Source organism: Arthrobacter melezitosi (genome assembly GCF_054511055.1).
Map to the genome: position 1 here is coordinate 121,680 of NZ_JBTNDJ010000004.1, position 24,421 is coordinate 146,100.

Annotated in this window: 23 protein-coding genes and 1 pseudogene; 16 read left to right on the forward strand and 8 right to left on the reverse strand. The window is 68.0% G+C overall.

Annotation, left to right across the window (positions count from 1 at the left end):
• Positions 1-89: 89 nt before the first annotated feature.
• A complete protein-coding gene (locus ACX80W_RS06605; RefSeq protein WP_459281576.1) occupies positions 90-833 on the reverse strand; it encodes a helix-turn-helix domain-containing protein in 744 nt (247 codons plus the stop codon).
• A 97-nt stretch (positions 834-930) separates the two neighbouring features.
• Complete coding sequence (locus tag ACX80W_RS06610; RefSeq protein ID WP_459281577.1) at positions 931-1,692, reverse strand: helix-turn-helix transcriptional regulator; 762 nt, start codon at positions 1,690-1,692, stop codon at positions 931-933.
• Positions 1,693-1,878: 186 nt separating this feature from the next.
• Here ACX80W_RS06610 and ACX80W_RS06615 point away from each other — a divergent pair, with 186 nt between their 5' ends.
• The 10 genes and pseudogenes from ACX80W_RS06615 to ACX80W_RS06660 all read left to right on the forward strand — a co-directional run bounded on the left by ACX80W_RS06615 (position 1,879) and on the right by ACX80W_RS06660 (position 12,681).
• The gene (locus ACX80W_RS06615) at positions 1,879-2,844 is read left to right on the forward strand and encodes an ABC transporter substrate-binding protein (RefSeq protein WP_459281579.1); all 966 of its coding nucleotides are present in this window, start codon (positions 1,879-1,881) and stop codon (positions 2,842-2,844) included.
• The gene (locus tag ACX80W_RS06620; RefSeq protein ID WP_459281581.1) at positions 2,841-3,791 is read left to right on the forward strand and encodes an amino acid ABC transporter permease; all 951 of its coding nucleotides are present in this window, start codon (positions 2,841-2,843) and stop codon (positions 3,789-3,791) included. The genes ACX80W_RS06615 and ACX80W_RS06620 overlap by 4 nt, the downstream gene beginning before the upstream one ends.
• A complete protein-coding gene (locus ACX80W_RS06625) occupies positions 3,788-4,579 on the forward strand; it encodes an amino acid ABC transporter ATP-binding protein (RefSeq protein ID WP_459281583.1) in 792 nt (263 codons plus the stop codon). The genes ACX80W_RS06620 and ACX80W_RS06625 overlap by 4 nt, the downstream gene beginning before the upstream one ends.
• Complete coding sequence (locus ACX80W_RS06630; protein WP_459281585.1) at positions 4,576-5,742, forward strand: aminotransferase class V-fold PLP-dependent enzyme; 1,167 nt, start codon at positions 4,576-4,578, stop codon at positions 5,740-5,742. The genes ACX80W_RS06625 and ACX80W_RS06630 overlap by 4 nt, the downstream gene beginning before the upstream one ends.
• Before the next feature lie 187 nt (positions 5,743-5,929).
• Positions 5,930-6,241, forward strand: a pseudogene (locus ACX80W_RS06635) (ion channel); the annotation flags it as partial.
• A 39-nt stretch (positions 6,242-6,280) separates the two neighbouring features.
• A complete protein-coding gene (locus ACX80W_RS06640; RefSeq protein WP_459281832.1) occupies positions 6,281-6,964 on the forward strand; it encodes an NAD-binding protein in 684 nt (227 codons plus the stop codon).
• A 133-nt stretch (positions 6,965-7,097) separates the two neighbouring features.
• Positions 7,098-7,856 (forward strand): LamB/YcsF family protein, encoded by a 759-nt coding sequence (locus ACX80W_RS06645; protein ID WP_459281587.1) that lies wholly within the window; start codon positions 7,098-7,100, stop codon positions 7,854-7,856.
• Positions 7,853-9,532: a 5-oxoprolinase subunit B/C family protein gene (locus ACX80W_RS06650; RefSeq protein WP_459281589.1), complete on the forward strand. Its 1,680-nt coding sequence runs from the start codon at positions 7,853-7,855 to the stop codon at positions 9,530-9,532. The genes ACX80W_RS06645 and ACX80W_RS06650 overlap by 4 nt, the downstream gene beginning before the upstream one ends.
• Positions 9,529-11,286, forward strand: a complete 1,758-nt coding sequence (locus tag ACX80W_RS06655; RefSeq protein WP_459281591.1) for an acetyl/propionyl/methylcrotonyl-CoA carboxylase subunit alpha — start codon at positions 9,529-9,531, stop codon at positions 11,284-11,286. The genes ACX80W_RS06650 and ACX80W_RS06655 overlap by 4 nt, the downstream gene beginning before the upstream one ends.
• 177 nt (positions 11,287-11,463) lie before the next feature.
• Positions 11,464-12,681: an NRAMP family divalent metal transporter gene (locus ACX80W_RS06660; RefSeq protein WP_459281593.1), complete on the forward strand. Its 1,218-nt coding sequence runs from the start codon at positions 11,464-11,466 to the stop codon at positions 12,679-12,681.
• 94 nt (positions 12,682-12,775) lie between these two features.
• Here ACX80W_RS06660 and ACX80W_RS06665 read toward each other — a convergent pair whose 3' ends face one another.
• Positions 12,776-13,450 carry a GntR family transcriptional regulator gene (locus tag ACX80W_RS06665; protein WP_459281595.1) on the reverse strand — a complete coding sequence of 225 codons (675 nt, stop codon included), beginning with the start codon at positions 13,448-13,450 and terminating at the stop codon, positions 12,776-12,778.
• Positions 13,431-14,600, reverse strand: a complete 1,170-nt coding sequence (locus tag ACX80W_RS06670) for an SDR family oxidoreductase (RefSeq protein WP_459281597.1) — start codon at positions 14,598-14,600, stop codon at positions 13,431-13,433. Before ACX80W_RS06670 ends, ACX80W_RS06665 begins: the two co-directional genes overlap by 20 nt.
• 348 nt (positions 14,601-14,948) lie before the next feature.
• On the opposite strand from ACX80W_RS06670, the gene ACX80W_RS06675 reads away from it, so the two are divergent.
• The 3 genes from ACX80W_RS06675 (at position 14,949) to ACX80W_RS06685 (ending at position 17,986) form a co-directional block, all read left to right on the forward strand.
• Positions 14,949-15,530, forward strand: coding sequence for a hypothetical protein (locus tag ACX80W_RS06675; RefSeq protein WP_459281599.1), 582 nt, complete (start codon positions 14,949-14,951; stop codon positions 15,528-15,530).
• Complete coding sequence (locus ACX80W_RS06680) at positions 15,527-16,300, forward strand: isocitrate lyase/PEP mutase family protein (protein WP_459281601.1); 774 nt, start codon at positions 15,527-15,529, stop codon at positions 16,298-16,300. The genes ACX80W_RS06675 and ACX80W_RS06680 overlap by 4 nt, the downstream gene beginning before the upstream one ends.
• 162 nt (positions 16,301-16,462) lie before the next feature.
• Positions 16,463-17,986 carry a SulP family inorganic anion transporter gene (locus ACX80W_RS06685; RefSeq protein WP_459281603.1) on the forward strand — a complete coding sequence of 508 codons (1,524 nt, stop codon included), beginning with the start codon at positions 16,463-16,465 and terminating at the stop codon, positions 17,984-17,986.
• A gap of 45 nt (positions 17,987-18,031) precedes the next feature.
• Here the strand turns inward: ACX80W_RS06685 and ACX80W_RS06690 are convergent, their stop codons facing one another.
• Together ACX80W_RS06690 and ACX80W_RS06695 are read right to left on the reverse strand one after the other, a co-directional pair.
• The gene (locus ACX80W_RS06690) at positions 18,032-18,760 is read right to left on the reverse strand and encodes a GAF and ANTAR domain-containing protein (protein WP_459281605.1); all 729 of its coding nucleotides are present in this window, start codon (positions 18,758-18,760) and stop codon (positions 18,032-18,034) included.
• A 194-nt stretch (positions 18,761-18,954) separates the two neighbouring features.
• A complete protein-coding gene (locus tag ACX80W_RS06695; protein WP_459281606.1) occupies positions 18,955-19,527 on the reverse strand; it encodes a TetR/AcrR family transcriptional regulator in 573 nt (190 codons plus the stop codon).
• Between the two features lie 131 nt (positions 19,528-19,658).
• Here ACX80W_RS06695 and ACX80W_RS06700 point away from each other — a divergent pair, with 131 nt between their 5' ends.
• Positions 19,659-20,513, forward strand: coding sequence for an alpha/beta fold hydrolase (locus ACX80W_RS06700; RefSeq protein ID WP_459281608.1), 855 nt, complete (start codon positions 19,659-19,661; stop codon positions 20,511-20,513).
• Between the two features lie 315 nt (positions 20,514-20,828).
• On the opposite strand, the gene ACX80W_RS06705 is transcribed toward ACX80W_RS06700, so the two are convergent.
• Both ACX80W_RS06705 and ACX80W_RS06710 read right to left on the reverse strand, forming a co-directional pair.
• A complete protein-coding gene (locus ACX80W_RS06705; RefSeq protein ID WP_459281610.1) occupies positions 20,829-21,914 on the reverse strand; it encodes an alpha/beta fold hydrolase in 1,086 nt (361 codons plus the stop codon).
• Positions 21,915-22,100: 186 nt separating this feature from the next.
• Positions 22,101-22,547, reverse strand: a complete 447-nt coding sequence (locus ACX80W_RS06710; RefSeq protein ID WP_459281612.1) for a VOC family protein — start codon at positions 22,545-22,547, stop codon at positions 22,101-22,103.
• 315 nt (positions 22,548-22,862) lie between these two features.
• Between ACX80W_RS06710 and ACX80W_RS06715 the strand changes: the two genes are divergently transcribed.
• Positions 22,863-23,465, forward strand: coding sequence for a TetR/AcrR family transcriptional regulator (locus tag ACX80W_RS06715; RefSeq protein ID WP_459281614.1), 603 nt, complete (start codon positions 22,863-22,865; stop codon positions 23,463-23,465).
• Positions 23,466-23,533: 68 nt separating this feature from the next.
• Positions 23,534-24,337, forward strand: coding sequence for an MBL fold metallo-hydrolase (locus ACX80W_RS06720; protein WP_459281615.1), 804 nt, complete (start codon positions 23,534-23,536; stop codon positions 24,335-24,337).
• Positions 24,338-24,421: the final 84 nt, after the last annotated feature.

A 24,421-nucleotide genomic window follows, 5' to 3' on the forward strand; every position in this document is an offset into this window, starting at 1 on the left:
ATCCAGAATCGACGGCAGCTGGATTTTCCTCCATAGACTTTTTCGCCGAATCCTTGGATTTTCGAGTTCCTTCCGAGGGGTTTGGAGTTTTATCCGGGACTGTTCCTCGATTGCTGCCGGCGGAACGCCGTCGGGGACAGCCCCACGCGCCGCGAGAAAATCCGCGAGAAGTAGGCGGCGTCGCCGTAACCGACACTGCCGGCGATCCTGCCGACATCGAGCCGGGTTTCCGCCAGCAGTGCCTGGGCCTTCGCGATCCGCACCTCGATCACGAACTCGTTGAGGGTAAGCCCGGTGGCGGCCTTCACGGCGTCGCCGAGTTCCCGGACCGGGACCCCAAGCTTTCGGGCCCGCTCCGGCACCGACATCGGACGGGTGGCGTCCCGGGCGAGGAGGTCGGCCAGGGAGGGTCGCTCCGCCGTGCCATCCGCGTCGCCGTGGGCGTGCAGGACCGCGAGCAGGAACTGCTGGGTGGCGAGCGAGGCCGCGATTTCGGACCTCGCGCCGACAGTCTTCAGTGATTGACGGAGCTCACCGAAGAGGGCGTGGGTTTCGAGGGGCTGGGACAGCGGGAGCACCGGCCGGTGCCGGCTGCCCAGTCCGAGCTCTTCGAACGCGGCGAAGGGCTGCCCGGCGAACAGGATCCAGTGCTCGGTCCACCCACCCCGGTCGGGGCCGTACCCGTGGTCGACCCCCGGGGCGAGCCAGATGACCGCCGGAGCTTCGACAGGCAGTTCGATCCTGCGCGGAGCGTGCTCGGTGTAGGTTCCACGGCCCTCGGAGATGTACACGAGGCCGCGGAGGGGCAGGCTCCTGCGGGTGAAGGGCGGCACGTGCCCGAACTGCTCGCCCGCTCCATGGCAGGAAATCAGGAAGCGGCGCAGGGCGGGCCGGGGTGAGGCGTAGGAGGACCAGGCCTCGTTGCCCGGCTCAGTGTTCAGTGCCCTGCCTCACCGTGCGGAGGTACCGGTAGATGGTCGGTTCCGACACCTCGAGCACCACGGCAGCGCGGGCGACGGCGCCCTTCAGGAGGAACACGCCCGCCCGGTCGAGGTCGCCCACCACGGCGATTTTCTCCTCGGCCGTCATCCGCAGCGGGGACACGTTCTGCGCGGCCACAATGCGGCTGATGCTGTCGAGGGTGAGGTCGTCCACGCTGGTGCTGAGCCGCTCCATGACCCGTTGGACCGGGGATCCCGCCGGGAGGCGGCTGCCCCGCGCCTCCCCGGCGTCGGCCGGTCCGGCATCCTTCGTGATGTCGACGGTCGCCGTGCTCGCCGCAAGCGCATCGCGGGCCGCCACCAGGGCCGTGTCGTCGATGTTGATGCAGAGCATGCCGATGACGGACCGGTCGGGATCCCGGATGAAGAAGGTCGAGGATCGGAAGTGGCGGCCCGCCGCCGACTCGGAGAGGTAGTTCGCGAGGTAGTCGGCGTCGTGGCCTTCATGGTTGCGCAGCACCTTCAGGACGAGATCGGTCGCAGGGGCGCCGACGGTTCTTCCGCTGACATGGCCGTTGGTCAGGGCGACGACCGATCGGGACAGGTCGCTGGTGTCGTGCAGCACGATCTCACTGCGGGGCCCGAGAAGTGCACCGAGGAAGTCCATGATTCCGAGGAAGGGGCCGAACTCCGGGCGCAGCACGCGACCCGGGTCGACCAGGGTGGCGCCCGTGGTGGTCATGGCAGTCATCCGTTCGCTCTCCATCCGGTGGGCAAATCGTACGAGGACATCGTCCCAGTCCACCATCTGAGATTCTGCGACGTTCCGGGATCAATCGTGGTAACAAATGTCTATCATGACGATAACGTTCTATCACCCGCTCCGGAACCCGGCTCCGGTGCACTGACCAATGATGCTCTGAAGGGAACACCCCCCATGAAAAGAACCCCGTCCCGCGCCCTGCTTGGCACCGCTGCCGGCACGCTCGCCCTCGCTGCACTTCTGGCCGGTTGCTCCGGCCCCGGCGCGGCGTCCGAGCCCAAGTCCGATGCCTCCGGCGCGGCGCAGGGCTCGATCATTCCCGATAACTCCGCCCTCCTCGAGGGCGTGAAGGTCGATGACTCGCTCGCCGCCATGGTGCCTGCCGCCATCTCCGACGACGGCACGCTGACTGTCGGTTCCTACGTCCAGTCGCCCCCGAACAACTTCTATGCCGCGGACGGCACCACAGTCATCGGCAACGACCACGACCTCATCACGGCCGTGGCGAAGAAGCTGGGCCTGGACGTCAAGTACGAGAACCTCGAATTCCAGGCGCTCATCACGAGCCTGCAGACCGGCCGGGTGGAGACGACCATTGCCGCCATGAACGACTCCGCGGAGCGCCAGGAGGCAATCGACTTTGTCGACTACCTGACCTCGGGGATCACGCTCATGGTGCAGAAGGGCAACCCCGCCGGCATCACCGGGCCCGATACGCTCTGCGGCAAGGCGATCGCCGTCGTCACGGGAACCAGCCAGCAGGAGTTCGCCCAGCGCACCAGCGACGAGTGCACGGGCGCGGGCGAGGAGGCCGTCGAGATCGTGGTGACCGACAGCGACAGCCAGAACCAGACCCAACTGCGCACCGGGCGGATCGACGCGATCGTGAACGACCTCCCCACCGCCGTCTATGTATCCAAGACGACCAAGAACGGCGAGGCCTTCGAGGTCGTGCCGGGCGACGTGATCGACGGCGCGCCGTACGGCATCGGCGTCAATAAGGACAATCCAGAACTGCGCGACGCCATCGCCGGTGCCCTCGATGCCCTGATCGCCGACGGCACCTACGGTGAGATCCTCGACTCCTGGGGTGTCACCGACGGCGCCGTCGACGCCGCAGCGGTCAACGGCGGGGCATGAGCACCACCAACACCGAGGGGGAGAGGCAGGCCGTCCGCTCTCCCCTTCCGCAGGTGCACCTGAAGCACACCGGCCGGTGGATCAGCGCCGCCATTGTCCTGGCACTGCTCACCCTGCTCGTGATCGGGGCATCGCAGGGCGATATCGACTACGCGGCCATTCCCTCCTACCTCGTTTCTCCGGTGATCCTGGAGGGACTGGTCAACACCCTCATCCTGGCGGTCGTCGCCCAGGTCTCCGCCATCGTCATCGGCGTCTTCATCGCCCTGATGCGCATCTCGCAGAACCCTGTGGCGAGCGCCTTCGCCGCGGGTTACACCTGGCTGTTCCGCGGCCTTCCCGTGCTGCTGCAGATTCTGCTTTGGTACAACCTCGCGCTGATTTTCCCGCGCCTGCAGCTGGGCATCCCGTTCACCGACGTCGTCTTCGTCGACCTCAGCACCAACGCGGTCATGACCACCTTCGTGGCGGCCTTCCTCGGCCTGGCCCTGAACGAGAGCGCCTACATGGCCGAGATCGTGCGCGCGGGGCTGAAGAGCGTCGACCGTGGACAGATCGAGGCGGCGCAGTCGATCGGCGAGACCCCCGCGCAGCGGATGACCCGCATCATCCTGCCGCAGGCCATGCGGGTGATCATTCCCCCAACGGGCAATGACTTCATCAACATGCTCAAGGGCACGGCCCTTGCCTCCGTCATTGGATACATGGAGCTCATCAAGGCCGCGAACAACATCTCCTCCTTCAACCTCCAGGTGATGGAAACCCTCATCGCCGCGGCGATCTGGTACATGGTCGTCGTCAGCGTCGCGAGCGTCGGCCAGTACTACCTCGAGCGGGGATTCGACCGCCAGGACCGACGCCCCGGGGGCCCACCCAAAGCAGCATCCCTTCGCCGCCGCGTGGCCGCCGAGCTCGGCCGCGCACCACTGATCCGGAGCACACCATGACCCAGGCACTGCGGACCACCACCCCGGCACCGGTCCTGGAAGCCGTCGCCATCGACAAGTACTACGGCAGCAACCACGTCCTGAGGAATGTCTCCCTGGAGGTGCATCCCGGCGAGGTCGTCTGCATCATCGGACCCTCCGGGGCCGGTAAGTCGACCTTCCTGCGCACCTTGAACCGTCTTGAGGTACCCGACAGCGGTGAGGTCTGGGTCGGTGGACAGCCAATGGGCTTTGAGCTCCGGGGCGGCAAGCTGTACGAGCTCACCGAGCGCCGTGTCGCCGCCCAGCGGGCCCGCACCGCGATGGTCTTCCAGCACTTCAACCTCTTTCCCCACCTCACCGTTCTCGAGAACGTCCTGGAAGGGCCGGTGCAGGTCCAGCGGCGCAAGGCACGGGAGGTGCGCGCCGAGGCGGCGGCCATCCTCGAGCGCGTCGGCCTGGGCGACAAGATCGACCAGTACCCGGGCCAGCTCTCGGGCGGGCAACGGCAGAGGGTCGCCATTGCGCGCGCCGTCGCGATGAAGCCCCTCTTCCTCCTCTTCGACGAGCCCACGTCCGCCCTGGACCCCGAACTCGTCGGCGAGGTGCTTGAGGTGATGGCCGACCTGGCCCGCGATGGAATGACGATGCTCGTGGTCACCCACGAAATAGCGTTCGCCCGCCAGGTCGCCGACCGCGTGGTGTTCATGGCGGACGGCGCAATCGTGGAGCAAGGTCCGGTCGCCCAGGTGCTCGAAGCGCCGCGGGAACCGCGGACCCGGCAGTTCCTCCAACGGGTCCTCGCGTGAACGGAACGGACGCCGACCCCGGGACGGCCGGCACGGGCACCCGGCCGGCGATGGACGGGTACCTGGCGCAGTTCCGCGAAGATCCCGGATACCTCAACTTCGCCAGCTACGGCCCCCCGTCGCGGCGGGTCGTGGGCGAGGCCGGGCGCCTGCTGGAACTGGCTGCGGCCGGAGCGGACTCCACGACGCAGCTGCATTCAGTGGATCGGCGCGCGATCGCCGCCGCCTCCCGGCTGAGCGGCTTCGCCGAGCACGCCATCGACCTGGTGCCCAGCACCTCCCACGGGTTGTTCCAGCTGGCCTTCGGCCTGGCCGGGGGCCAGGTGCTCGTGGCAGCCGCGGAATTCCCGGCGAACCTCTACCCTTGGTGGCGTGCGCAGGACACCGGCCGGATCACGGTGCGGCTCATGGGCGCCGGGTCCGGCGTGGAGGCCGACTTGCCCGCGGTGACGCCCGAGCTGATCCGGGCGCATCTGACCGACGCCGTCACGGCCGTCGCCGTGAGCGCTGTGGATTTCCGCACCGGATTCCGGGTCGATCTTCCCGCGATCCGCGACGTCATCGGCGACCGACTGCTGATCGTCGACGGCATCCAGGGCTTCGGGGCCGCCGATCTGCCGTGGACGGCGGCCGATGCCCTGGTCGTCGGCGGGCAAAAATGGCTGCGCGCCGGATGGGGCTGCGGGTTCCTCGCCCTCTCGGAGCGCGGCCTGGACCGCCTCGGGAACACCCTCGGCGGTTGGACGGGCGTCGAGGCGCCGACGCGGTACGACGGCCGGGAGCATCCGCCGGCCGACGGCGCACGGCGTTTCTCGATCACCAACGGCTCCCCCTTCGCCTCCGGCGGCCTGGCCAGCGGACTCGAGCTCCTTGAGACGGTGGGCGTGCCCGCCCTGGAGCAGCGGATCGCCGACCGGGCCACCCGGCTCCTCGACAGCCTGCACAGCCTTGGCGTGGCCGTGGGCTCGCCCGCGGAGCCCGGCCGGCGGGCGGGAATCGTCGTCGCGACGGGCGCCCCGGCCGAGCGGGTGCACGGGAAGCTTGCCCAGGCCGGCATCACCACCACCCTGCACGCGCCCGGGCGCATCCGCCTATCGGTGCACGCCACCACAACCGATGCCGCCATCGACGAAGCGTCAAGCATCCTGAAGGGACTCTCATGACCTCCACCGGCCACGCACCGATTGCGTCCATCAGCACAGCGGAGGCTGCCGCGGCGATCGGCGCCTATTCACGGGCCGTCCGGGCCGTCGAGACCGAGATAGTCACCGCCGGGTAGCCGGCTGCACGCGGTCCTGCCCGCCGAAGGGTAGTGTCAAGCGGTACCGGCCACGAAACGAGGGGGACGCAGGCGTGCCATTTGTACTGTTCCGTCTGATCCGGCAGCTCGGGCGTGCGCGGCTGTGGGTCCTGCCGGCGGTCATCATCCTCGCGGTGTTCCTCACCAGTTGGCCCCTCATGATCTGGGCGGAGCCGTCCAGCAACGCGATCACGTCGGCGGAGAGTTACTGGTGGTGGTTCCTCGTCACCGCCGCCACGGTCGGATACGGCGATTTCTTCCCGACCACGGTCGGCGGCCGCCTCGTCGGGATCTACGTCATCATCGGCGGCATCGTCACGCTGACCACCTTGTTCACCAGGATCGCCACGGCGATCGAGAATGCAAAGGGACAACGCATGAAGGGCACCCGCGAGCTGGAGATGTCGGATCACCTGGTGATCGTGGGCTACACCCCCGGACGCACCGAACGGTTGATCCAGGAGATCACCGCCGACCATGCCCGACCGGTGGCCCTGTGTGCCGGGGAGGACGTTGCGGGCAATCCGATGCCCGAGCAGGCCCACGTGGGTTTCGTCCGCGGTGATCTTGCCGAGGAAAGCGTGCTGCGGCGGGCCGGGGTGCACCGGGCCGCGCGCGTGCTCATCGACGCCCGCGACGACAACGAGGCACTCGCCCTCACCGTGGCCGTCACGCATGTGAATCCCACGGCCCACACGGTCGTGACCCTGCGCGACATGGGCCGCGCCCGCAACTTCTCCTACGTCGACGCCAACGTGCGCTGCGTGCAGTGGCACTCTCCCCGCCTGGCAACCGAGGAGTTGGAGGATCCCGGCATTGCCTCCGTTTATGCCGACCTCATGAGTCACGGCGGCCGGAACACCTACAGCACGCGGCTGCCCGAGGCGCTGGCGCAGGTGAACTTCGGTCGGATCCAGGAAGCACTGGGGCGCAGCTTCACGACCACCGTGCTCGCCGTGCAGCACGAGGGGACCATCATCAACCCGGGCTGGGACACGCAGCTGCCCGACGGTGCCGTCCTGTACTACGTCGGCGAGCGCCGGCTCTCCGACGACGAGATTCTCCGCGCCCTCGCCACGCACTGAACCGGACCGGCTTCCAGGCGAGTTGAGGGGCCATCCACGCGGGTCAAGGGACGGATCTGCCGGTTCTTATTGTTGAACAATCCCTGATTGTCGTGCATGCTGATGGAACCCTTCCAACGAGACGAGGATCACCATGGCTTACATCGACCTCAACAGCGACGTCGGGGAGTCCTTCGGCAACTGGGTGATGGGTGACGATGCCGCCATTTTCCGCTCGGTGTCCAGCGCCAATGTGGCCTGCGGTTTCCACGCCGGCGATCCGTCCACGATCGCCCAAACCTGCCGGGACGCGGTCGCCGCGGGCGTGACCATTGGCGCCCACGTGGCGTACCGGGACCTGGCGGGGTTCGGGCGGCGTTTCCTTGACTGTTCCCCCACCGAACTCGCCGACGACGTCCTCTACCAGCTCGGTGCCCTCGAGGCGATGGCCCGGGCAGCGGGCGGGAAGGTTCGCTACGTGAAGCCGCACGGTGCCCTCTACAACACCATCGTCACCCACGAAGCCCACGCCAGGGCGGTCGTCGACGCCGTCAAGGCCTTCGGCGGCGATCTCCCCCTGCTGCTCCTGCCGGGCTCGGTCGCACTGGCCGCAGCAGAGGCGGCCGGCCTGCGCGGGGTGTCCGAGGCCTTCGCCGACCGTGCCTACAACCCGGACGGCACGCTTGTCTCCCGCCGCGAGCCCGGCGCCGTCCTTCACGATGTCGATGCCGTCGCGGCCAATATGGTCCGCCTCGCCACGGAGGGCACCATCACCGCGCGCGACGGCTCCACCATCCGCACCCCGGCCGAGAGCATCTGCCTCCACGGCGACACCGACGGCACCGTCGCGATGTCCATCGCCGTCCGGCGCGAACTGGAGGCTGCCGGCGTGGGGATCCGGAGCTTCATATGACATCCCAGGGCATCGACCAGGCGGCTATCCGCTGGGCCGGTCCCCGCGGCCTGCTCATCGAGCTCGGGTCGCTCGACCCCGTCCTGGCCCTTCACGCCCGGCTGGTGGCACACCCGCTGCCGGGGCAGGTCGACGTCCTGGCCGCGGCCGCGACGGTCCTGGTCGTGTTCGACTCCCGCGCCCACGCCCGGGTCGCCCGGTCGGCGCTCGCAGCCTTGGACATCACTCCGGTGGAGGCCTCGGTGACCTCGGCTGCTCCGGTGCGCATCGAGGTGGTGTACGACGGCGGCGACCTCGCCGAAGTGGGCCGTCTCACCGGGCTCGGCACGGACGGCGTCGTTGCGGCCCATACCGGCCAGCTCTGGACGGCGGCCTTTGGCGGGTTTGCGCCCGGGTTCGCCTACCTCACCGGCGAGAACGACGCGCTCAACGTGCCCCGGCGCAGCACCCCGCGCACCGCGGTTCCGGCCGGATCGGTGGCCCTGGCCGGCAGCTTCTCGGCCGTCTACCCGCGGCGCTCCCCCGGTGGCTGGCAGCTGATCGGACGCACCATGGCCCGCATGTGGGACCTTGAACGGGACCCGCCGGCCCTCCTGCGCCCGGGCACGAGGGTGCGGTTCGTGGCAGTGAGGCAGGCGATCGAGGTCTCGGATGACGCGGCCGGGAACAGCGGCCGCGACGGGGACGCGCCCTCCCGGGAGGCTGCGGGACCGTCACTCGAGGTTCTGGCACCCGGCCCGCAGTCCCTCATCCAGGACCTTGGACGGCCCGGACTCGGCGACCTCGGAGTGTCAGCCTCCGGCGCCGCCGACACCGCCAGCGCCCGTCAGGCAAACCGGCTGGTGGGGAACGAACCGGGCGACGCCGTGATCGAAAGCGTTCTCGGCGGACTCGCCGTCCGCGCCCGCGGGGAAGTGACCCTTGCGCTCAGCGGCGCACCGACGCCCGCGACGATCCAGGCGCAGCGCGGCGACCGCCCCGCCCCTCTGTGCGCGCCCTTCGCCCTGCACGACGGAGAAACCCTCCGCCTCGGCCCTCCCGAGGCGGCCCTGCGCACCTACCTTGCCGTCCGGGGCGGAATCACCGTCCCCGCCGAACTTGGGAGCCGGGCACATGACCTGCTGTCAGGCATCGGCCCGGCTGCCCTGGCCCGCGGCACCGTGCTGCCCGTTGGCGACGCCGGGCGCGGGCACGTCGTCGGATTCCCCGAACCCTCCACCCTCCCGGCGGGCCTCCTGCGCACCGACCACACCCGACCGGTCGTGCTGCGCATGACGGCCGGGCCCCGCCACGACTGGTTCACATCCGAGGCGCAGGCGGCGCTCACCGCCCAGGCCTGGACGGTGACCGCCGAATCCAACCGGATCGGCGTCCGGCTCGGTGCGGCCGGCACGAGCGGAACCGACGGTCCGCTTGAGCGCGCCCGTACCGGGGAACTGCCCAGCGAAGGCGTGGTCGCCGGCTCCCTGCAGGTTCCGCCGTCGGGCCTTCCCGTCCTGTTCCTCGCAGATCATCCGGTCACCGGCGGGTACCCGGTGATCGGGGTGGTCGTCCCGGAGGACCTTCCCGCCGCCGCCCAGCTTCCGCCCGGCACCACCGTGCAGTTCGTCGAGGTCGACCCGGAGACGATGGAACCCACGACTCCCACCCCGAGCCCCGGAAGGAACCGGCCATGAAGAAGGTCCTGATCGCCAACCGCGGTGAAATCGCCGTCCGGATCGCCCGCGCCTGCCGCGATGCGGAGCTCCTGTCCGTTGCGGTGTACTCGGACCCGGACGCCGACGCGCTGCACGTCCGCCTCAGTGACGAGGCCTACGCACTCGAGGGCTCGGCGGGCCCCGACACCTACCTGAACATCCCGAAACTCCTCGCCGTCGCGGCGCGGGCCGATGCTGACGCCGTGCACCCCGGGTACGGTTTCCTGTCCGAGGACGCGGACTTCGCCCAGGCGGTGATCGACGCCGGGCTCACCTGGATCGGCCCCTCACCGGAGGCCATCCGGATCCTGGGCAACAAAGTCACCGCCCGGCAGGTCGCGGTCCGCGCCGGGGCGCCCCTGGCGCCTGGTTCCGATGGCCCGGTGGCCGACGCCGACGGGGTCCGGGCATTCGCCGAAAAGCACGGAGTGCCGGTGGCCATTAAGGCGGCCTTCGGGGGCGGCGGCCGCGGACTCAAGATCGCGCACCGCCTCGACGACATCGAGGACGCCTTCGATTCAGCGGTCCGTGAGGCGACCGTGGCGTTCGGCCGGGGCGAATGCTTCGTCGAGCGGTTCCTGGACCGGCCGCGGCACGTTGAGGCGCAGGTGCTGGCGGACCTGCACGGGAATGTGGTTGTGGTGGGCACCCGCGACTGCTCATTGCAGCGGCGCAACCAGAAGCTGGTGGAGGAGGCGCCTGCACCGTTCCTCACCGATGAGCAGCGCACCCGCATCCACGAATCGGCCCGCGCCATCTGCCGCGAGGCCGGCTATACCGGCGCCGGCACCGTCGAGTACCTGGTGGCGCCGGACGGTGTGATCTCCTTCCTGGAGGTCAACACGCGCCTGCAGGTCGAGCACCCGGTGACCGAGGAAACCTCCGGCATCGACCTGGTGCGCGAGCAGTTTCGGATCGCCGCCGGCCTGCCGCTGTCCATCACCGAGGACCCCGTCCCGCACGGCCACGCCATCGAGTTCCGCCTCAACGCGGAGGACGCCGGCCGCGGGTTCCTGCCCTCCCCAGGTCCGGTCGACGTTTTCGAAGCACCCACCGGAGCCGGAATCCGCGTCGATACCGGGGTGCGCTCCGGCTCGACCGTGCCCGCCGAGTACGACTCCCTGATGGCCAAGCTGATCGTTCACGGCGAGGACCGCCCCCAGGCACTCCGCCGCGCCCGCGTCGCCTTGGATGAGCTGAGGATTCAGGGTCTCCCGACCGTCGTGCCGTTCCACCGCGCCGTGGTGCGCGACCCAGACTTCACCGGCCCGGACCGGCTGGGCGTGTACACCACGTGGATCGAATCGGAGTTCGCCGGGAGGCTTGCCGCCTCCCTGGACAGTGGAGTGACCGGCCCGGTGGCCCGGCGGGAAACACTCACCGTCGAGATCGACGGCAGGGCGGTCCAACTCGGACTGCCGGCCGGCGCGTTCGACGCGCTGATGCGCGGCGGAGGCACCCCTGCCCATCCCCCACGCGCGGAGGACGCCCAGGCCGTTGAGCAGGGCGCCCTCACCGCGCCCATGGGAGGGACCCTCGTCAAGTGGATGGCCGAGGACGGGGCGCAGGTCGCCGCAGATCAGCCCGTCGCCGTGCTTGAGGCCATGAAGATGGAGACCGTGGTCTCGGCGTCGTCCGCCGGAACGTTCCGGAGGGGAGCGCAGGAGCCCGGTGCCGCCGTCGTCCGCGGGGAAGTCCTCGGGCACGTGGCGGGCACCCCCGGGGCGCACTAGACGGGGGGGGGGGGGGGGAACGAGGCAGGTATCACCGGGGGGAGGTCTTTGGGTTGCAATGTACGCGCAATCCAAGACCAAATTGGTGAACAATCCTTGCACAGATTGTTCAACAACTGTATCGTTCCCCGGGATGGCAAACGTGACTCCAGTCACCCCGAGGTTACGGACGGACCCATGGCAGACGGCAGCGCAAAACTCAATCTGAGCCCTTCGGCTCGACGCACGGCGCTCCTGGGCGCGATGTTCCTGATGGCCACCAGCGCCATCGGGCCGGGCTTCATCACCCAGACCGCAGTGTTCACGGTGCAGATCGGCGCGGCCTTCGCCTTCGCCATCCTCGCCTCGATCCTCATCGACATCGCCGTTCAGATGAACGTCTGGCGCGTCATCGGCGTTTCCGGCCTCCGTGCACAGGAACTCGGCAACCGGGTCATCCCGGGCGTCGGCTGGTTCCTCGCCGGGCTCGTTTTCCTCGGCGGCGTCGTCTTCAATATCGGCAACATCGCCGGGACGGGCCTCGGCGCGAACGCAATGCTCGGCGTCGAGCCGAAGATCGGCGGCATCGTCTCCGCCGTCGTCGCCATCCTGATCTTCCTCAGCAAGAGAGCGGGCATGGCGCTGGACCGGATCGTGGTTCTTCTCGGCGCGGTCATGCTCCTGCTGATGATCTACGTCGCCGTCGTCGCGGCACCACCGCTCGGTGAGGCCCTGAAGAACACCTTCCTCCCGGAGGAGGTCGACTTCCTGATCATCACCACCCTGGTGGGCGGCACAGTCGGCGGCTACATCACCTACGCCGGAGCACACCGCATGCTCGACTCAGGAGCCACCGGCGTGGAACACGTCCGGCAGATCACCCGCAGCTCGGTGCTCGGCATCATCGTCACCGGACTTATGCGGGTCCTGCTGTTCCTGGCAATACTCGGCGTCGTGGCCGGTGGTACCGTGCTGACCAGTGACAACCTGGCAGCAGAGGCATTCGGTGCCGCTGCGGGGGAAATCGGCATGCGGATGTTCGGCGTTGTGCTCTGGGCCGCCGCGATCACCTCGGTGATCGGCGCAGCGTTCACCTCGGTTTCCTTCATCACGTCCTCGAAGACGCCCGAACGCAAACGGAACCTCATTACCGTCGCCTTCATCGCAGGCTGCGCCATCATCTTCCTCTTCCTCGGCCAGGCACCGCAGCAGCTGCTGATTTTCGCCGGAGCTTTCAACGGCCTGATCCTGCCCGTCGGATTCGGCGTACTCCTCTGGGTGGCCTGGCGGCGCCGGGACCTGATGCACGGCTACGCCTACCCGAAGTGGCTGCTGATCGTGGGCGTTGTGGCCTGGTGCCTGGCGCTGTTCCTCGGCTGGAACTCCCTGGCGGGATTGGCACAGTTGTGGGGGTGAGCGGCCCCGCCGCCGCCCGGCGCGCTTGTGCCTGACGGGCAGGCGTAGGCGCAGTCGATACTCCGTGCGCGGTGGGCCGGCTTATGGGCGCGGTTCAGGGAGTTTCAGCGGCGAGGTGCCTCAGCAGCTCCGCCTCCGCGGCGTCGAGGTACTCGCGCAGCTCTGCGGCGGCCAGCTCGTTCTCACCGGCGCGCAGGCGCTTTACCAGCCGTGCATTCCAGTCGACATAGGGGGTGTGGAAATCGGGTGCGGACGCCATCGTGTAGAAGACCAGCCTCATTTCGGCGAGCACGCGGTCCATCAGCGCCCTTATCGACTCACTCCCCGTCAGCCCGACCAGCGCCTCATGGAACGCCTGGTTCGCATCGGCCATGTCCGGTACCGAACCGGCCGCCCGGGCCGCCCGCGCCCGCGTAATGATCGCATCCATCGCGTCGAGTTCCACGGCAGAGGGCCTTGACCACAGCACGGCGGCGGGTTCGATCGTGCGCCGGACACGATAGATCTCCCGTACTTCCTCCACACCGGGGGATGCGACGAAAACGCCCCGGTTGGGGATACGCGTAACGATCGATTCACCTGCCAGTGTCGAAAACGCCTGCCGCAGGGTGTTGCGCGAAACGCCCAGCGCGGACGACAGCGACTGCTCCGAAAGCTTCGATCCCGGCAGGAGTTCACCGGCAGCAATCCGCGCACGCAGCACCGACGCGATCCACGCCGTCGTATGCGCGTGCTCGGCCGTGCCCGTCTCATCCACTGTCGTGTTCATCACTTTTGATGCTAACCGATGAAACCGATGACCTTGCCGGGCTCTTCAACGCGGGTTGCCCTCGTTCAGCGTCATCGCCACCAAGGCCCTGGTCCTGCCCGACAACCGGCTGCCCGGACCCCATTCTGCCGGCGACGAGGTAGTCGCTCCATCGCGTCAGGGCCGCGGTGATATCCGGATGCGCGAGCCCGTGCTGCTGCGCCAACCGGTTCGCCGGACCGGTGGGGTATCTGTCCAGCGAGAGGAAGCTCAGCGTCTCCGGGTCTGCGCCGGTGAGGGCCTGCGGCAGCCGCTTCACGATCCCAACGGGAATGCGCAGCCGCGGCACCGGCACCTGATGGTGCCTGCCGATCACCTGCAGCAGTTCCGGCAGAACCGGGGTGGTGTCGTCCAGGATCCAGTATGACTGTCCGCGGGTCTGCTCCTGCATCGGCAGCAGCGTCAGGAACCGCGCCAGGTAGTCCACGGTGACGACGGGCACGAAAGTTTTCGAATTGCCTGGGATTGCAGGCAGCCTGCCGGCGACCAGATCCAGGACGGTAGCCGCCAGGCCCAGGAGTTGGTTCGACTCGCCGGTGATGGAGTGTCCGATGACCGATGCCGGGTTGGCGATGGTCAGCGCCACGCCGAGCTTCTCCGCCGAGACTTGGACGACCGCGTCGCTTTCCACCTTCGACGCTTCGTAGGCGCCCAGGCGTTTGTACTGGCGCCTGAGCCTGCGCTTCGGCCACGGGACGGAGCCGGACTCCTGCCCGCCCACCCTGTAACCGGACAGGTGGATGAGGCGCACCTCCCCGGGGACGGCGGCCGCGAACTCGACCACGCGCCGAGCCGTGTCCACGTTCGCGGCGCGGGCCTCACCGGCGCCCATCCCAAACGCGTACGCTCCGGCAACGTTATAGATCTCGCCGACCCCTGCGAAGGCGCTGCTGTCCAGCCCGATCCCGTCCGAGGCCAGATCGGCCTCCACCGCGCCCAGCAATTCGATGTTGGCGCCATGGGCGGCCAACCAGTGGCGCAGCGCCTCGAAACGGGGAATGGTCCGGACAGCGGCGGTGGTGGGAATGCCCTGGTCAAGCAATTCCTTAACGAGCCAGCGACCGATGAACCCGGTGGCACCGAAGACCAGTGCGTGTCGACGGCTGTCCATGGATGACTCCTTGCCGGTTCTTCTCATGAGGTTTTTTCGTGGTCCGCCAACTGGTGCCAACGCCCGCGAAGGGAACAGCCGTGCGACCGCCCTAGGGCGAATGGTGTACATCGTACACGTAAAACCCAGCGAGTCCGCCAATCCAAAGCGGTTGCATCCGCGTCCAGCGGAGACCGCCGGGCCGGGCCCAGCGCAGCCCGGACGATCCAGGACACGTCGCGGCCAGTACTTTCCAGTGAGCCTCACCGACGAGGGGCGTGCCGGTCTTGAGCGGCACCTGAAGGCACGGCACACCTTGATCCAGGGCCTTTGACGGCCGCCGGACCGTTAGTAGTGCAGAGTGGCCCTATGCAGAAATTGACGTCCACGGTGTTGGAGAACCCTCATTTCACAGTTCCCGCGCCGGTTCCGGGCGATACCGGGATGGCGTGGCTGCGCGGCCATATCGTCCGGTTCAGCGAGGGTCCCGACCACCGGCGGCGGAGACTGCTGACGCAGCGGGTGCTGGACGCCCTGGATGTCGGCCCGGTCCCCGGGCGCGATCCTGTCGTGGCCATGCTTCAGGCCATGGGACTTCCCCTGCGCCTGCGGGTGGACGTGGTGGTCGTCGCCGCCGCGTATCAGCCGCATTTTCCGCAGACACCGGCGGCTGATGCCGCTGTCGAACGCCTCATCCGGGCGCTTGGCAACCGTGATGAGACGTCGGCCGCACAAATGTGCCTGCTGGTGCAGACCCACGCCGGAGTCAGCGCTCTGATCGCCGCGCTGCGGACTGGCCACGGCGGACCTCCACTTCCAGTCACCCGGCGGATAGACCCGGAAGGCCGTGAGGTTGAGGTGGACCTTTCCGAGGCGCACTTCGGGAAGGGCCACCATGCCTGCCCAGGAGAGCACCTTGGGCGCCGGCTGGCAGCGGCGGCGATCCTTTGAGCTTCCTCGAGCTGCACCACGGGACCTCACCGCTCATCCTCCCCAACGCCTGGGACGTCGGCTCCGCACTGATGTTCCGGGACGAGGGTTTCCCCGCAATCGGCACCACAAGCCTCGGCCTCGCCGCACGCGACGGGCACGCCGACGCAGGGCGCTCAGTCCAGCACAGCACCCAACGGCTGGTCGACCAGCTCCTGGTCCTGGGCTGCTACGTTTCGGCGGATATCGAAGACGGATTCTCCGGATCGCCGTCCGCCGTCGCCGACTATGTCCACCGCCTGGGAGCGCACGGAATCAACATCGAGGACAGCACCGGCGGAAACCTCATCGATCCCGGCCTGCACGCAGCGAAGATCTCCTCCATCAAGGACAAAAATCCGGGCGTTTTCGTCAATGCCCGGATCGACACCCACTGGCTCGGTCAGGACGCGGCCATCGAGTCGACCCTGGCGCGGGCCCACCGCTACGTTGAGGCGGGCGCAGACGGAATCTTCATCCCGGGCGTTCTTGGGGCGGCTGAAATCAGGGCGTTCGCCAAGGCCATCCCTGCACCGTTGAATGTCCTAACCAGCGCAACGCACACCTCGGCTGAACTGGGCGGGATGGGGGTGCAGCGGATCAGTACGGGCTCGCTTCCCTACCGGGCGGCCCTCGATGCGGCCCTGCGCGTGGCCACGGACGCCCGGGACGGCAGACCGGCCACCGGAGCAACACCCTATGACGCCCTCCAAAGTATGCTGGAAGGATACGAGCAGGCGACCCGGCACTGACCTGCCCCCCCTTCGCCCGGGCAGGAGGTCAGGGGTGGGTAGGGTCTTGTAGTGGGACCGTCAAAACCAGTTCCCCTCTTCCCGGCGCGGCGCTGCGCCCCTCACCCATCAGCAGAGAGCGAAGCCGCGGACGCGCCTTCCTGACCATGAACGGAGCCGGAAATGGCCGCCCCAACGACCGGACACGCCCCGGCATCGACCCCCGAACAACGGCAATCCGTACGGAGCACGTTGAGGTCACCGCGCCGATTGAAGACGGAAGTCCTCGCCGGCCTCGTCGTCGCCCTGGCCCTGATCCCGGAAGCGATTGCCTTCTCGATCATCGCCGGCGTCGACCCGAGGCTCGGGCTCTTCGCCTCCTTCACCATGGCTGTGACGATCGCCTTCGTCGGCGGCCGCCCCGCCATGATCTCCGCGGCCACCGGCGCCGTTGCCTTGGTCATCGCCCCGCTGGTGAAATCCCACGGCGTGGACTACCTCATCGCCGCCGTCATCCTCGCCGGGATTTTCCAGATACTCCTCGGCGTCTCCGGAGTGGCCAGGCTCATGCGCTTCATCCCCCGCTCGGTCATGGTGGGCTTCGTCAACGCCCTGGCGATTCTGATCTTCCTCTCCCAGGTCCCCGAGCTGCTCGGGGTTCCGTGGCTGGTCTACCCGCTGGTCGCCCTTGGCCTGGCCATCGTCTTCGGCCTACCCAAGCTGACCGGGGCCGTGCCTGCCCCGCTGGTGGCCATCGTGGTGCTGACCCTGATCACCGTCGTCGCCGCCCTCGCGGTTCCCACCGTGGGCGACAAGGGCGAGCTGCCCGATTCCCTGCCGACGCTGTTTCTCCCGAACGTGCCCCTCAGCCTTGAGACCCTCCAGATCATCTTTCCCTTCGCCCTGGCCATGGCCTTCGTGGGGCTACTTGAATCACTCATGACGGCCAAGCTCGTCGACGATGTCACCGACACCCGCTCCCCAAAGAGCCGTGAGGCCTGGGGCCAGGGCGTGGCCAACATCGTCACCGGCTTCACCGGCGGCATGGGCGGGTGCGCGATGATTGGGCAGACCATGATCAACGTCAAGGCCTCCGGTGCCCGCACCCGGCTCTCGACCTTCCTCGCCGGCGTCTTCCTGCTCATCCTCGTCGTCGTCCTCGGCGGCATCGTTTCCGTGATCCCCATGGCCGCCCTTGTGGCGGTCATGATCTTCGTCTCCTGGGCCACCTTTGACTGGCACAGCATCCGGCCCTCCACCCTGAAGCGGATGCCCAGGAGCGAGACCACCGTCATGCTCGCCACCGTCATCGTCACCGTCTCCACCCACAACCTGGCCATCGGCGTCGGCGTCGGCGTCCTCACAGCGATGGTGCTCTTCGCCCGCCGGGTCGCCCACTTCGTCACCGTCGAACGGTCGGTCGAGACCCTCGAGGGCCGCGCAACGGCCACCTACATCGTGAACGGAGAACTGTTCTTCGCCTCCTCCAACGACCTCTACACCCGGTTCGACTACGCGCACGACCCCAAGAACGTCGTCATCGACATGCACGCCTCGCACCTCTGGGACGCCTCGACGATCGCCGCCCTGGACGCCATCACCGGGAAGTACCGCCTGCACGGCAAGGACGTGAAAATTATCGGACTCAACGACGCCAGCGTTCTCATGCGCAAACGCGTCGGCGGCCAGCTCGGCGCCGGCCACTGACACAGCCGACCAACTGGGCAAACCGTGCGCCGTATCCCGGAAGGATCAGCCGGGCTGCCCTCCCGCCGAGGCAACGACGGCGGCCGCCACATCGCGGAGCTTGGTGTTGCGGAGGCTGGAGGCCTTCATCAGAATCGCTATCGCCGCATCGTGGCTGCACCGATTCTGGGCCATGACAATCCCGGCGGCGAGGTCAATGGTGGTGCGCGACGCCATCGCGGCCCGGAGGTCGTGCGCGGTGTCCGTCAGCGCCCCGATCCGCACCGCCAGCCCCAGGGCGCGGGAGGCCTGCCCGGCGAAGGCTTCGGCGGCGGCGCGGGCCGGCCCGTCGAAGGCCTCCCGGGCACCGGAGTAGAGGTTCAGGCTGGCGGCACCCCCGCCGTCCAAGGGAATGGGCACTGCCAGCACCGAGTGGATGCCGCTGTCCGCGGTGGCATCACGGTAGGCCGTCCAGCGGCTCTCCTGCCGAAGGTCGTCAACGGAGACGGTCTGCTGGGTCCTTGCCGCGGTCAGGCACGGCCCGTCCCCGGCGCGGTACTGCAGCTCGTCCATCCGCGCTGCGCGGTCACCGCTGCTGGCGACCGTCACGGGCCTGCGTGGGCGCAGCAACGTGGTGCTGGACTCCACCGGCGCGCCGGGCCGGGACAGCCTCGCCACCGCCAGATCCGCCAGACCGGTGAGGAAATTGGAGACATCGGGGCTTTCCAGGACGATGCCCTGCAGGAGAACGCCGAAGCGGCGCTCCGAATCCAGCGCGGTTTCAGGACCGGTCATCAGGAGCCTTCCGGTTGCTCAGCAAAACCGGGGCGGCCTCACGCGGGGCGCGGCGGCGGTGCAAGGGCACCGCCCACTGCCAAGCGATACACCTCACCCTACGCCCGGAGAACCGAGATCGGTCACAAAAACCGCTATCGGTGTGCATGACGCACCGAGGATGAGCCGGACTCTCAAGGTCCGGATAAGGAGGCCTAGCGCAGGCCCGCGATCGACCGGGCAACACGAAGGAATGCGAGGCGCGCCCGGGAAGGATCATCGAGGTAACTGCCCACGAGCACCCCATCCCGCAGAAGAACCAAGGCGTCTGCCGTCTCCCCGGGGTTGGCGCGGCCCGCGTTCTCCAGGCACCGGACCAGGAAAGCCCGAAACCACGCCCGCTGCTCGGCGATGGCCTGCCGGACCGGGCTCGCCGCATCGGGAAACTCGGCCGAAGCGTTGATGAACGGGCACCCACGCAGGGGCTCGCCTGTCGCTTCGTCGGCAATGCCTTCGATCACCGCTTCCAGGAGGTGCTCCGGGGAAATCGTCTGACCCTCTACGCGCTCCAGCTGCTCGCGAAGTTTGGCGTCCGCCCGTTTCAGGTAGGCGACAACGAGAGCCTCCTTGCCGGGAAAGTGACGGTAGAGCGTCGCCCGGGTCACTCCGGCGTCCCGCACGATCTGATCGATCCCGACGGTATTGATGCCCTCACGGTAGAAAAGGTCGCTGACGACCTCAAGCAGATGCTCCCGGGGCGGCTTGGTCGAACGGGGTGATATCGCCATGAGGGCAGTGTACTAGAAAGAACGGTCCTTCTGTTGCGAATTGTGACGATGCAGTGGTTGACAGAATCAGCCGCTAATGTTGTTCTACGCCTAGAACGAACGGTCGTTCTACTTAAAGAAAGAACAGATCCATGTCACTCCTTCGCAATGCTTCCAAGGCCCTGACCCTCCTTACCGCCGGTGCAGCGGTCGTGGGCCTGACCGGCGCCGGCGTATCCAGCTCCGTTGAGGCCAACCCGAACACTGCAGTCTCCGCGCAGACCGACAAGCCGACCATCGTGCTCGTGCATGGAGCCTGGACCGACCCGTCGAGCTTCGCAAAGGTGACGGCCGAACTGCAGAGCGACGGCTACACGGTCGCCGCAGCCCCCAACCACCTTCGTGGCCTCGCAGCTGACGCCAAGTCGGTTGCCGCGTTCGTGAACCAGGCCACCACCGGGCCGGTCGTCCTCGTCGGACACTCCTACGGCGGGGCTGTCATCACCAACGCCGCAACGCAGGCCCCGACGGTGAAGGCGCTGGCCTACATCGACGCGTTCGCCCCGGACAAGGGCGAGTCCATCGTTGATCTCGCTTCGGCCGTCCCGGGCTCCGCCCTCGCCGGAGACCCGCACGACATCTTCGACGCCGTGCAGGACCCGAACCTGCCCGAGGGAAACCCGGACCTCTACGTCAAGAAGTCGATCTTCGCTGAGGCCTTCACCGCCTCACTCAAGAAGGAAGATGCCGCTGTGGCGGCCGCCTCGCAGAGCCCCATCACCGGCGGCGCTCTGCAGGAGCCCTCGGGCGAGCCGGCCTGGAAGACCATTCCGAGCTACTTCCTCGTTGGAACGAACGACAAGGTCATCCCGGTTGACGGCCAGCTGGCCATGGCCCACCGGGCGCATGGCACCGTCGACAAGATCGACGCCGGCCACCTCTCACCGCTCGAGGCGCCCAAGGACGTGGCCGAGCTCATCGAGCAGGCTGCCGTCTCCGTCAAGTAACACGACATAACCTCCGATACAGGAGGCCGCCGGCACCAACTTCATCAGCCGCCCGCAGGCTGGATGAAAGACACTCCCCCGGTGTCCGACTCCGGCCGCTGCGGGCCGGGTGAAGGGTCCGCTGGAATCAGGGAGGGCCTCCGGGCTTCGTGGAGATACCAGTATCTTCACGGCCACGGAGGCCCTCCCTCCCGCATTAAGTCCCGGTTGCGGGTGAACCTTCCGGGAGCGCCGGGTACGACATCGCCAACACCAACGAAGCCCACCACCAGGACGGTGATGGGCTTCGCGGGGCTTACAGGATGCAGATGCTAGCTACCCGGCGCTCCCCGCGGGAGCCAGGAAGGCGTTCAGCACCTTGGTCAGTTCCTCGGGTGCCTGTTCGGCAACCCAGTGGCCGGCGCCGGGGATGATGGCGCTCTGCACCTGGGGGGCTGCGGCCCGAATGCCTTCGGCCGCGGCGGGGCCCCAGCTCTTCTCTCCACCGATGCCGATGACGGGGATGGTCAGCGGGATCTTCGCGCGTTCGGCGTTCTGGGCGAGCAGGCTGTCCCACTCGCGGTAGAGCTCGAAACTCGCGCGCAGGGCGTCCTTGTTGCGGTTGTACTGCTTTACGTAGTATTTGATGGCGTGCTCCGGCGGCAGGTACCCGCCGCCCTGGATTCCGAATTCGTAGCGGTAGAACTGATCGGCGTTGCCGCGGACCAGGTCGACGATCAGCTCATCGTCCACGCGGTTGAAGGGGATGTGCCACAGGCGGTTGTTGGAGGCCTCGTCAATGAAGAGGGGCGGGCCGTCCGGGGTGGTGCCGGGAGGGCCCGGGACCTCGACTCCGGCGAAGCGCTCGACCCGGTCACGGTGATCCGCGGCCAGGGCGTAGCCGATGATGTATCCGGTGTCATGACCCACCACCGAGAACTTCTCGTGGCCGAGCTCGGTCATCAACGCGGCCAGGTCGTCCGCGAGGGTCGCCGTATCGTAGCCGTCCGCGGGCTTTTCGGTCAGGCCGATGCCGCGCTGGTCAACGGCGATAACGGTGTGGTTCTCGGCCAGCGGCTGCATGACCGAACGCCAGGCGTACGAATCCTCCGGCCAGCCATGAACGAGCAGCACAGCCGGACCCTCCCCGCCGACCACGGCGTGCTGGCGGATTCCATTGGCTTCGACGAACCTGCTCTCGAAGGTCTCGCTGAAGCCGGCCGGCACCTGCGGCCCGCTGGTGACCCAGCTTTCGGTTTTCTCCGACGTGGAGGCGCCGGTGGTCGCAGAGCCGACAACGAGCGCTGCGGCGATCGCAGCCGCAGCGCCGATCCACCTGCGTCGCGCGCGTCCGGTTCGGACCGGACGCGGCGACGACGCGTCCGGATTTTTTTGGTCCGGGTGGGAAGAAGGGTTGTGCAAGGAGGTCCCCTTTCATGAGACTCACCGGATGAAAGTCACGGTCGCCATCCGGAAGGTTCGCTCCCCGACGGCGTGGTAATGCGGAGGTGATGGTGTCCGATGCCAGGCGCCGGATACATCCAGCGCCTGGCATCGGCCGGTGGCGGGGCTAGGTGGCGGAAACCGCCCTGGACCCGGCCGAAGTGGTTAGACGCGCCCGGGGAAGCGGGTGGTGATTTCCTGGAGGATGAACTCGTTGCCCTCGGGGTCGTTGAAGATGGCGAAGGAGAAGTAGCTGGCACGCTCGGGGGCCAGGCCCGGAGTGCGTCCCTCCTTGTTGACACTGGGGATGCCACCCTGGGCCTCATGGAAAACCTCGGTGATTTCGATGCCGCGGGAGGCGATGTCGGCGCGGGCCGCTTCGACGTCGTCGACCACCAGATAGGTGCCCCGGGTGGAGCCAGGAGCGGCATCGGTGAGGCCGTTGCTGATGATGATGGAGGCGTGGGATCCGGTCGGGGTGTAGTGCACGGCCCGGAAGCCGCCTTCTCCCTGGATGTCCACGTCGAGCCGCCAGTCGAGCTTGTCGTAGAACGCCTTGGCGCGCTCCACGTCGGCAACGGGCAGGATGATGAGTTCGAGCTTGTAGTCCATGATGTTGTTCCTGACTGGTGGTGATGGGTGGTGCCTACTGGGTGGTCGTTGCCTGCAGGCCGTGCAACCCGATTCCTGATCGCAGGCCGCCCGCATTATTGCGACTGTACTCATAACCGAGCGTACTCAGAAAGTATTCCCGGGGCTGGGCGGCGCCGACGGGCTCGGCACCTATTGGGATGGAGATGGATCGACCGGCACCGCGGCTGCGGGCTCGTTGGGGATGGGAGAATGATCCCTGGTGCTTGCGCTCCGCGTGACGGCGACTACGCTCATAACCGAGCGCACTCAGAAACTATTCCTGGAGGGTTCATTATGTCTGTCGCCTCTCGGCCGATCGGCCGGCGTGAACGGAACAAACAGGAGAAGTTGGACCGCATCACCGCCGCGGCCAGCGAACTGTTCGCCGAGCATGGGGTCGACGAGGTCACCACCCAGCAGATCGCCGAGAAGGCCGACATCGGCACGGGCACCCTCTTCCTCTACGCCAAGACCAAGGGTGAACTCCTGCTGATGGTGCAGAACGCCAGATATGAGGCAGGACTTAAACGGGGCCGGGCGGACGCCGAGGCTGCTCCGAACGTGATGGAGGCGGTGCTGGCCGTCGTGCGCCCGATCGTGGAGTGCAACCGCACCCAGGTCGAAAACGGCCGGACCTACCTGCGCGAGATCGTCTTCGGAGACCCGGCTGAGCCGCATCATGGCGAGGCCATGAGTATTGTCGTGGAGACCGAGGAGGTCCTCGCTGACGTGGTCCGGCGGGACGGGCGGTACGGGGAGAACGAAGCCCGAACGGTGGCGCGGCTGGTGTCCGCCGTAATTTTTTTCAGCATGGCGATCGGCCTCAATGCTCCGTTCACCACTGAGGAGATGATGGAGGAGATTCGACGGCAGCTGGCCCTTGTGCTGCACTCCTGAGCCCTGCACCGCCCGCCCGGGTGTCATACCGGCGCCCCGGCAGCGGCCGGCGGTGCGAGGATGGGACGGTGGCAGCCGACGATTCCTCCTCCCTGGTCCGCCGCACAGCCCTGACCCGCTTGAGGCTTGCGCCCAACCCCGGACCGATGAGCCTGGAAGGGACCAACTCCTACCGGATCGCCGCGGAGGTTCACCCGGGAGCGGCGGTGGTGGATCCCGGCCCCCTGGACGAGGAGCACCTCCGGGAACTCGCCACCGGGCACGTCGAGCTCATCCTGATCACGCACCGCCACGCCGACCACACGGCCGGGGCGGTGCGCCTCCACGAACTGACGGGCGCACCCGTCCGCGCCGCCGACCCCCACCACTGCCTCGGCGGCCGGCCGCTGCAGGACGGTGAGATCCTGTCGGTCGCCGGAACGGAGATTCGGGTGGTGGCCACACCGGGACACACCTCGGACTCCGTGTGCTTCCACCTGCCCCACGACGGCCCGGCGGGCTCGGTGCTCACGGGCGACACCATCCTGGGCCGCGGAACCACCATGCTCGACCACCCCGATGGCCGCCTGGGCAACTACCTGTCCTCACTTGACCGGCTCCATCTGCTCGGGCCGGCGACCGTGCTGCCCGCGCACGGCCCTGTCCTGCCGGCGCTCGACGCCGTCGTCGGCGCCTACCGCACGCACCGCCTGGACCGTCTCGCCCAGGTCCGCTCCGCCGTGGCACGGGTGGGGCCGGACGCCGGGGTGCGGGAGGTCACCGATATCGTCTACGCCGACGCCGATCCGGCGGTGCGGCGCGCGGCCGAGAGGTCGGTGGCGGCCCAACTGGAATACCTCCGCCTCCCGGGGCAGCACGTGCAACGCGGGTGAAATGCCGGACCGGCCTCCGCCCGCACAGCGAGGGACATCCGGTCGAGGAAGCACTGGAATCGAGCCGTGCCGCACCATCTTCCT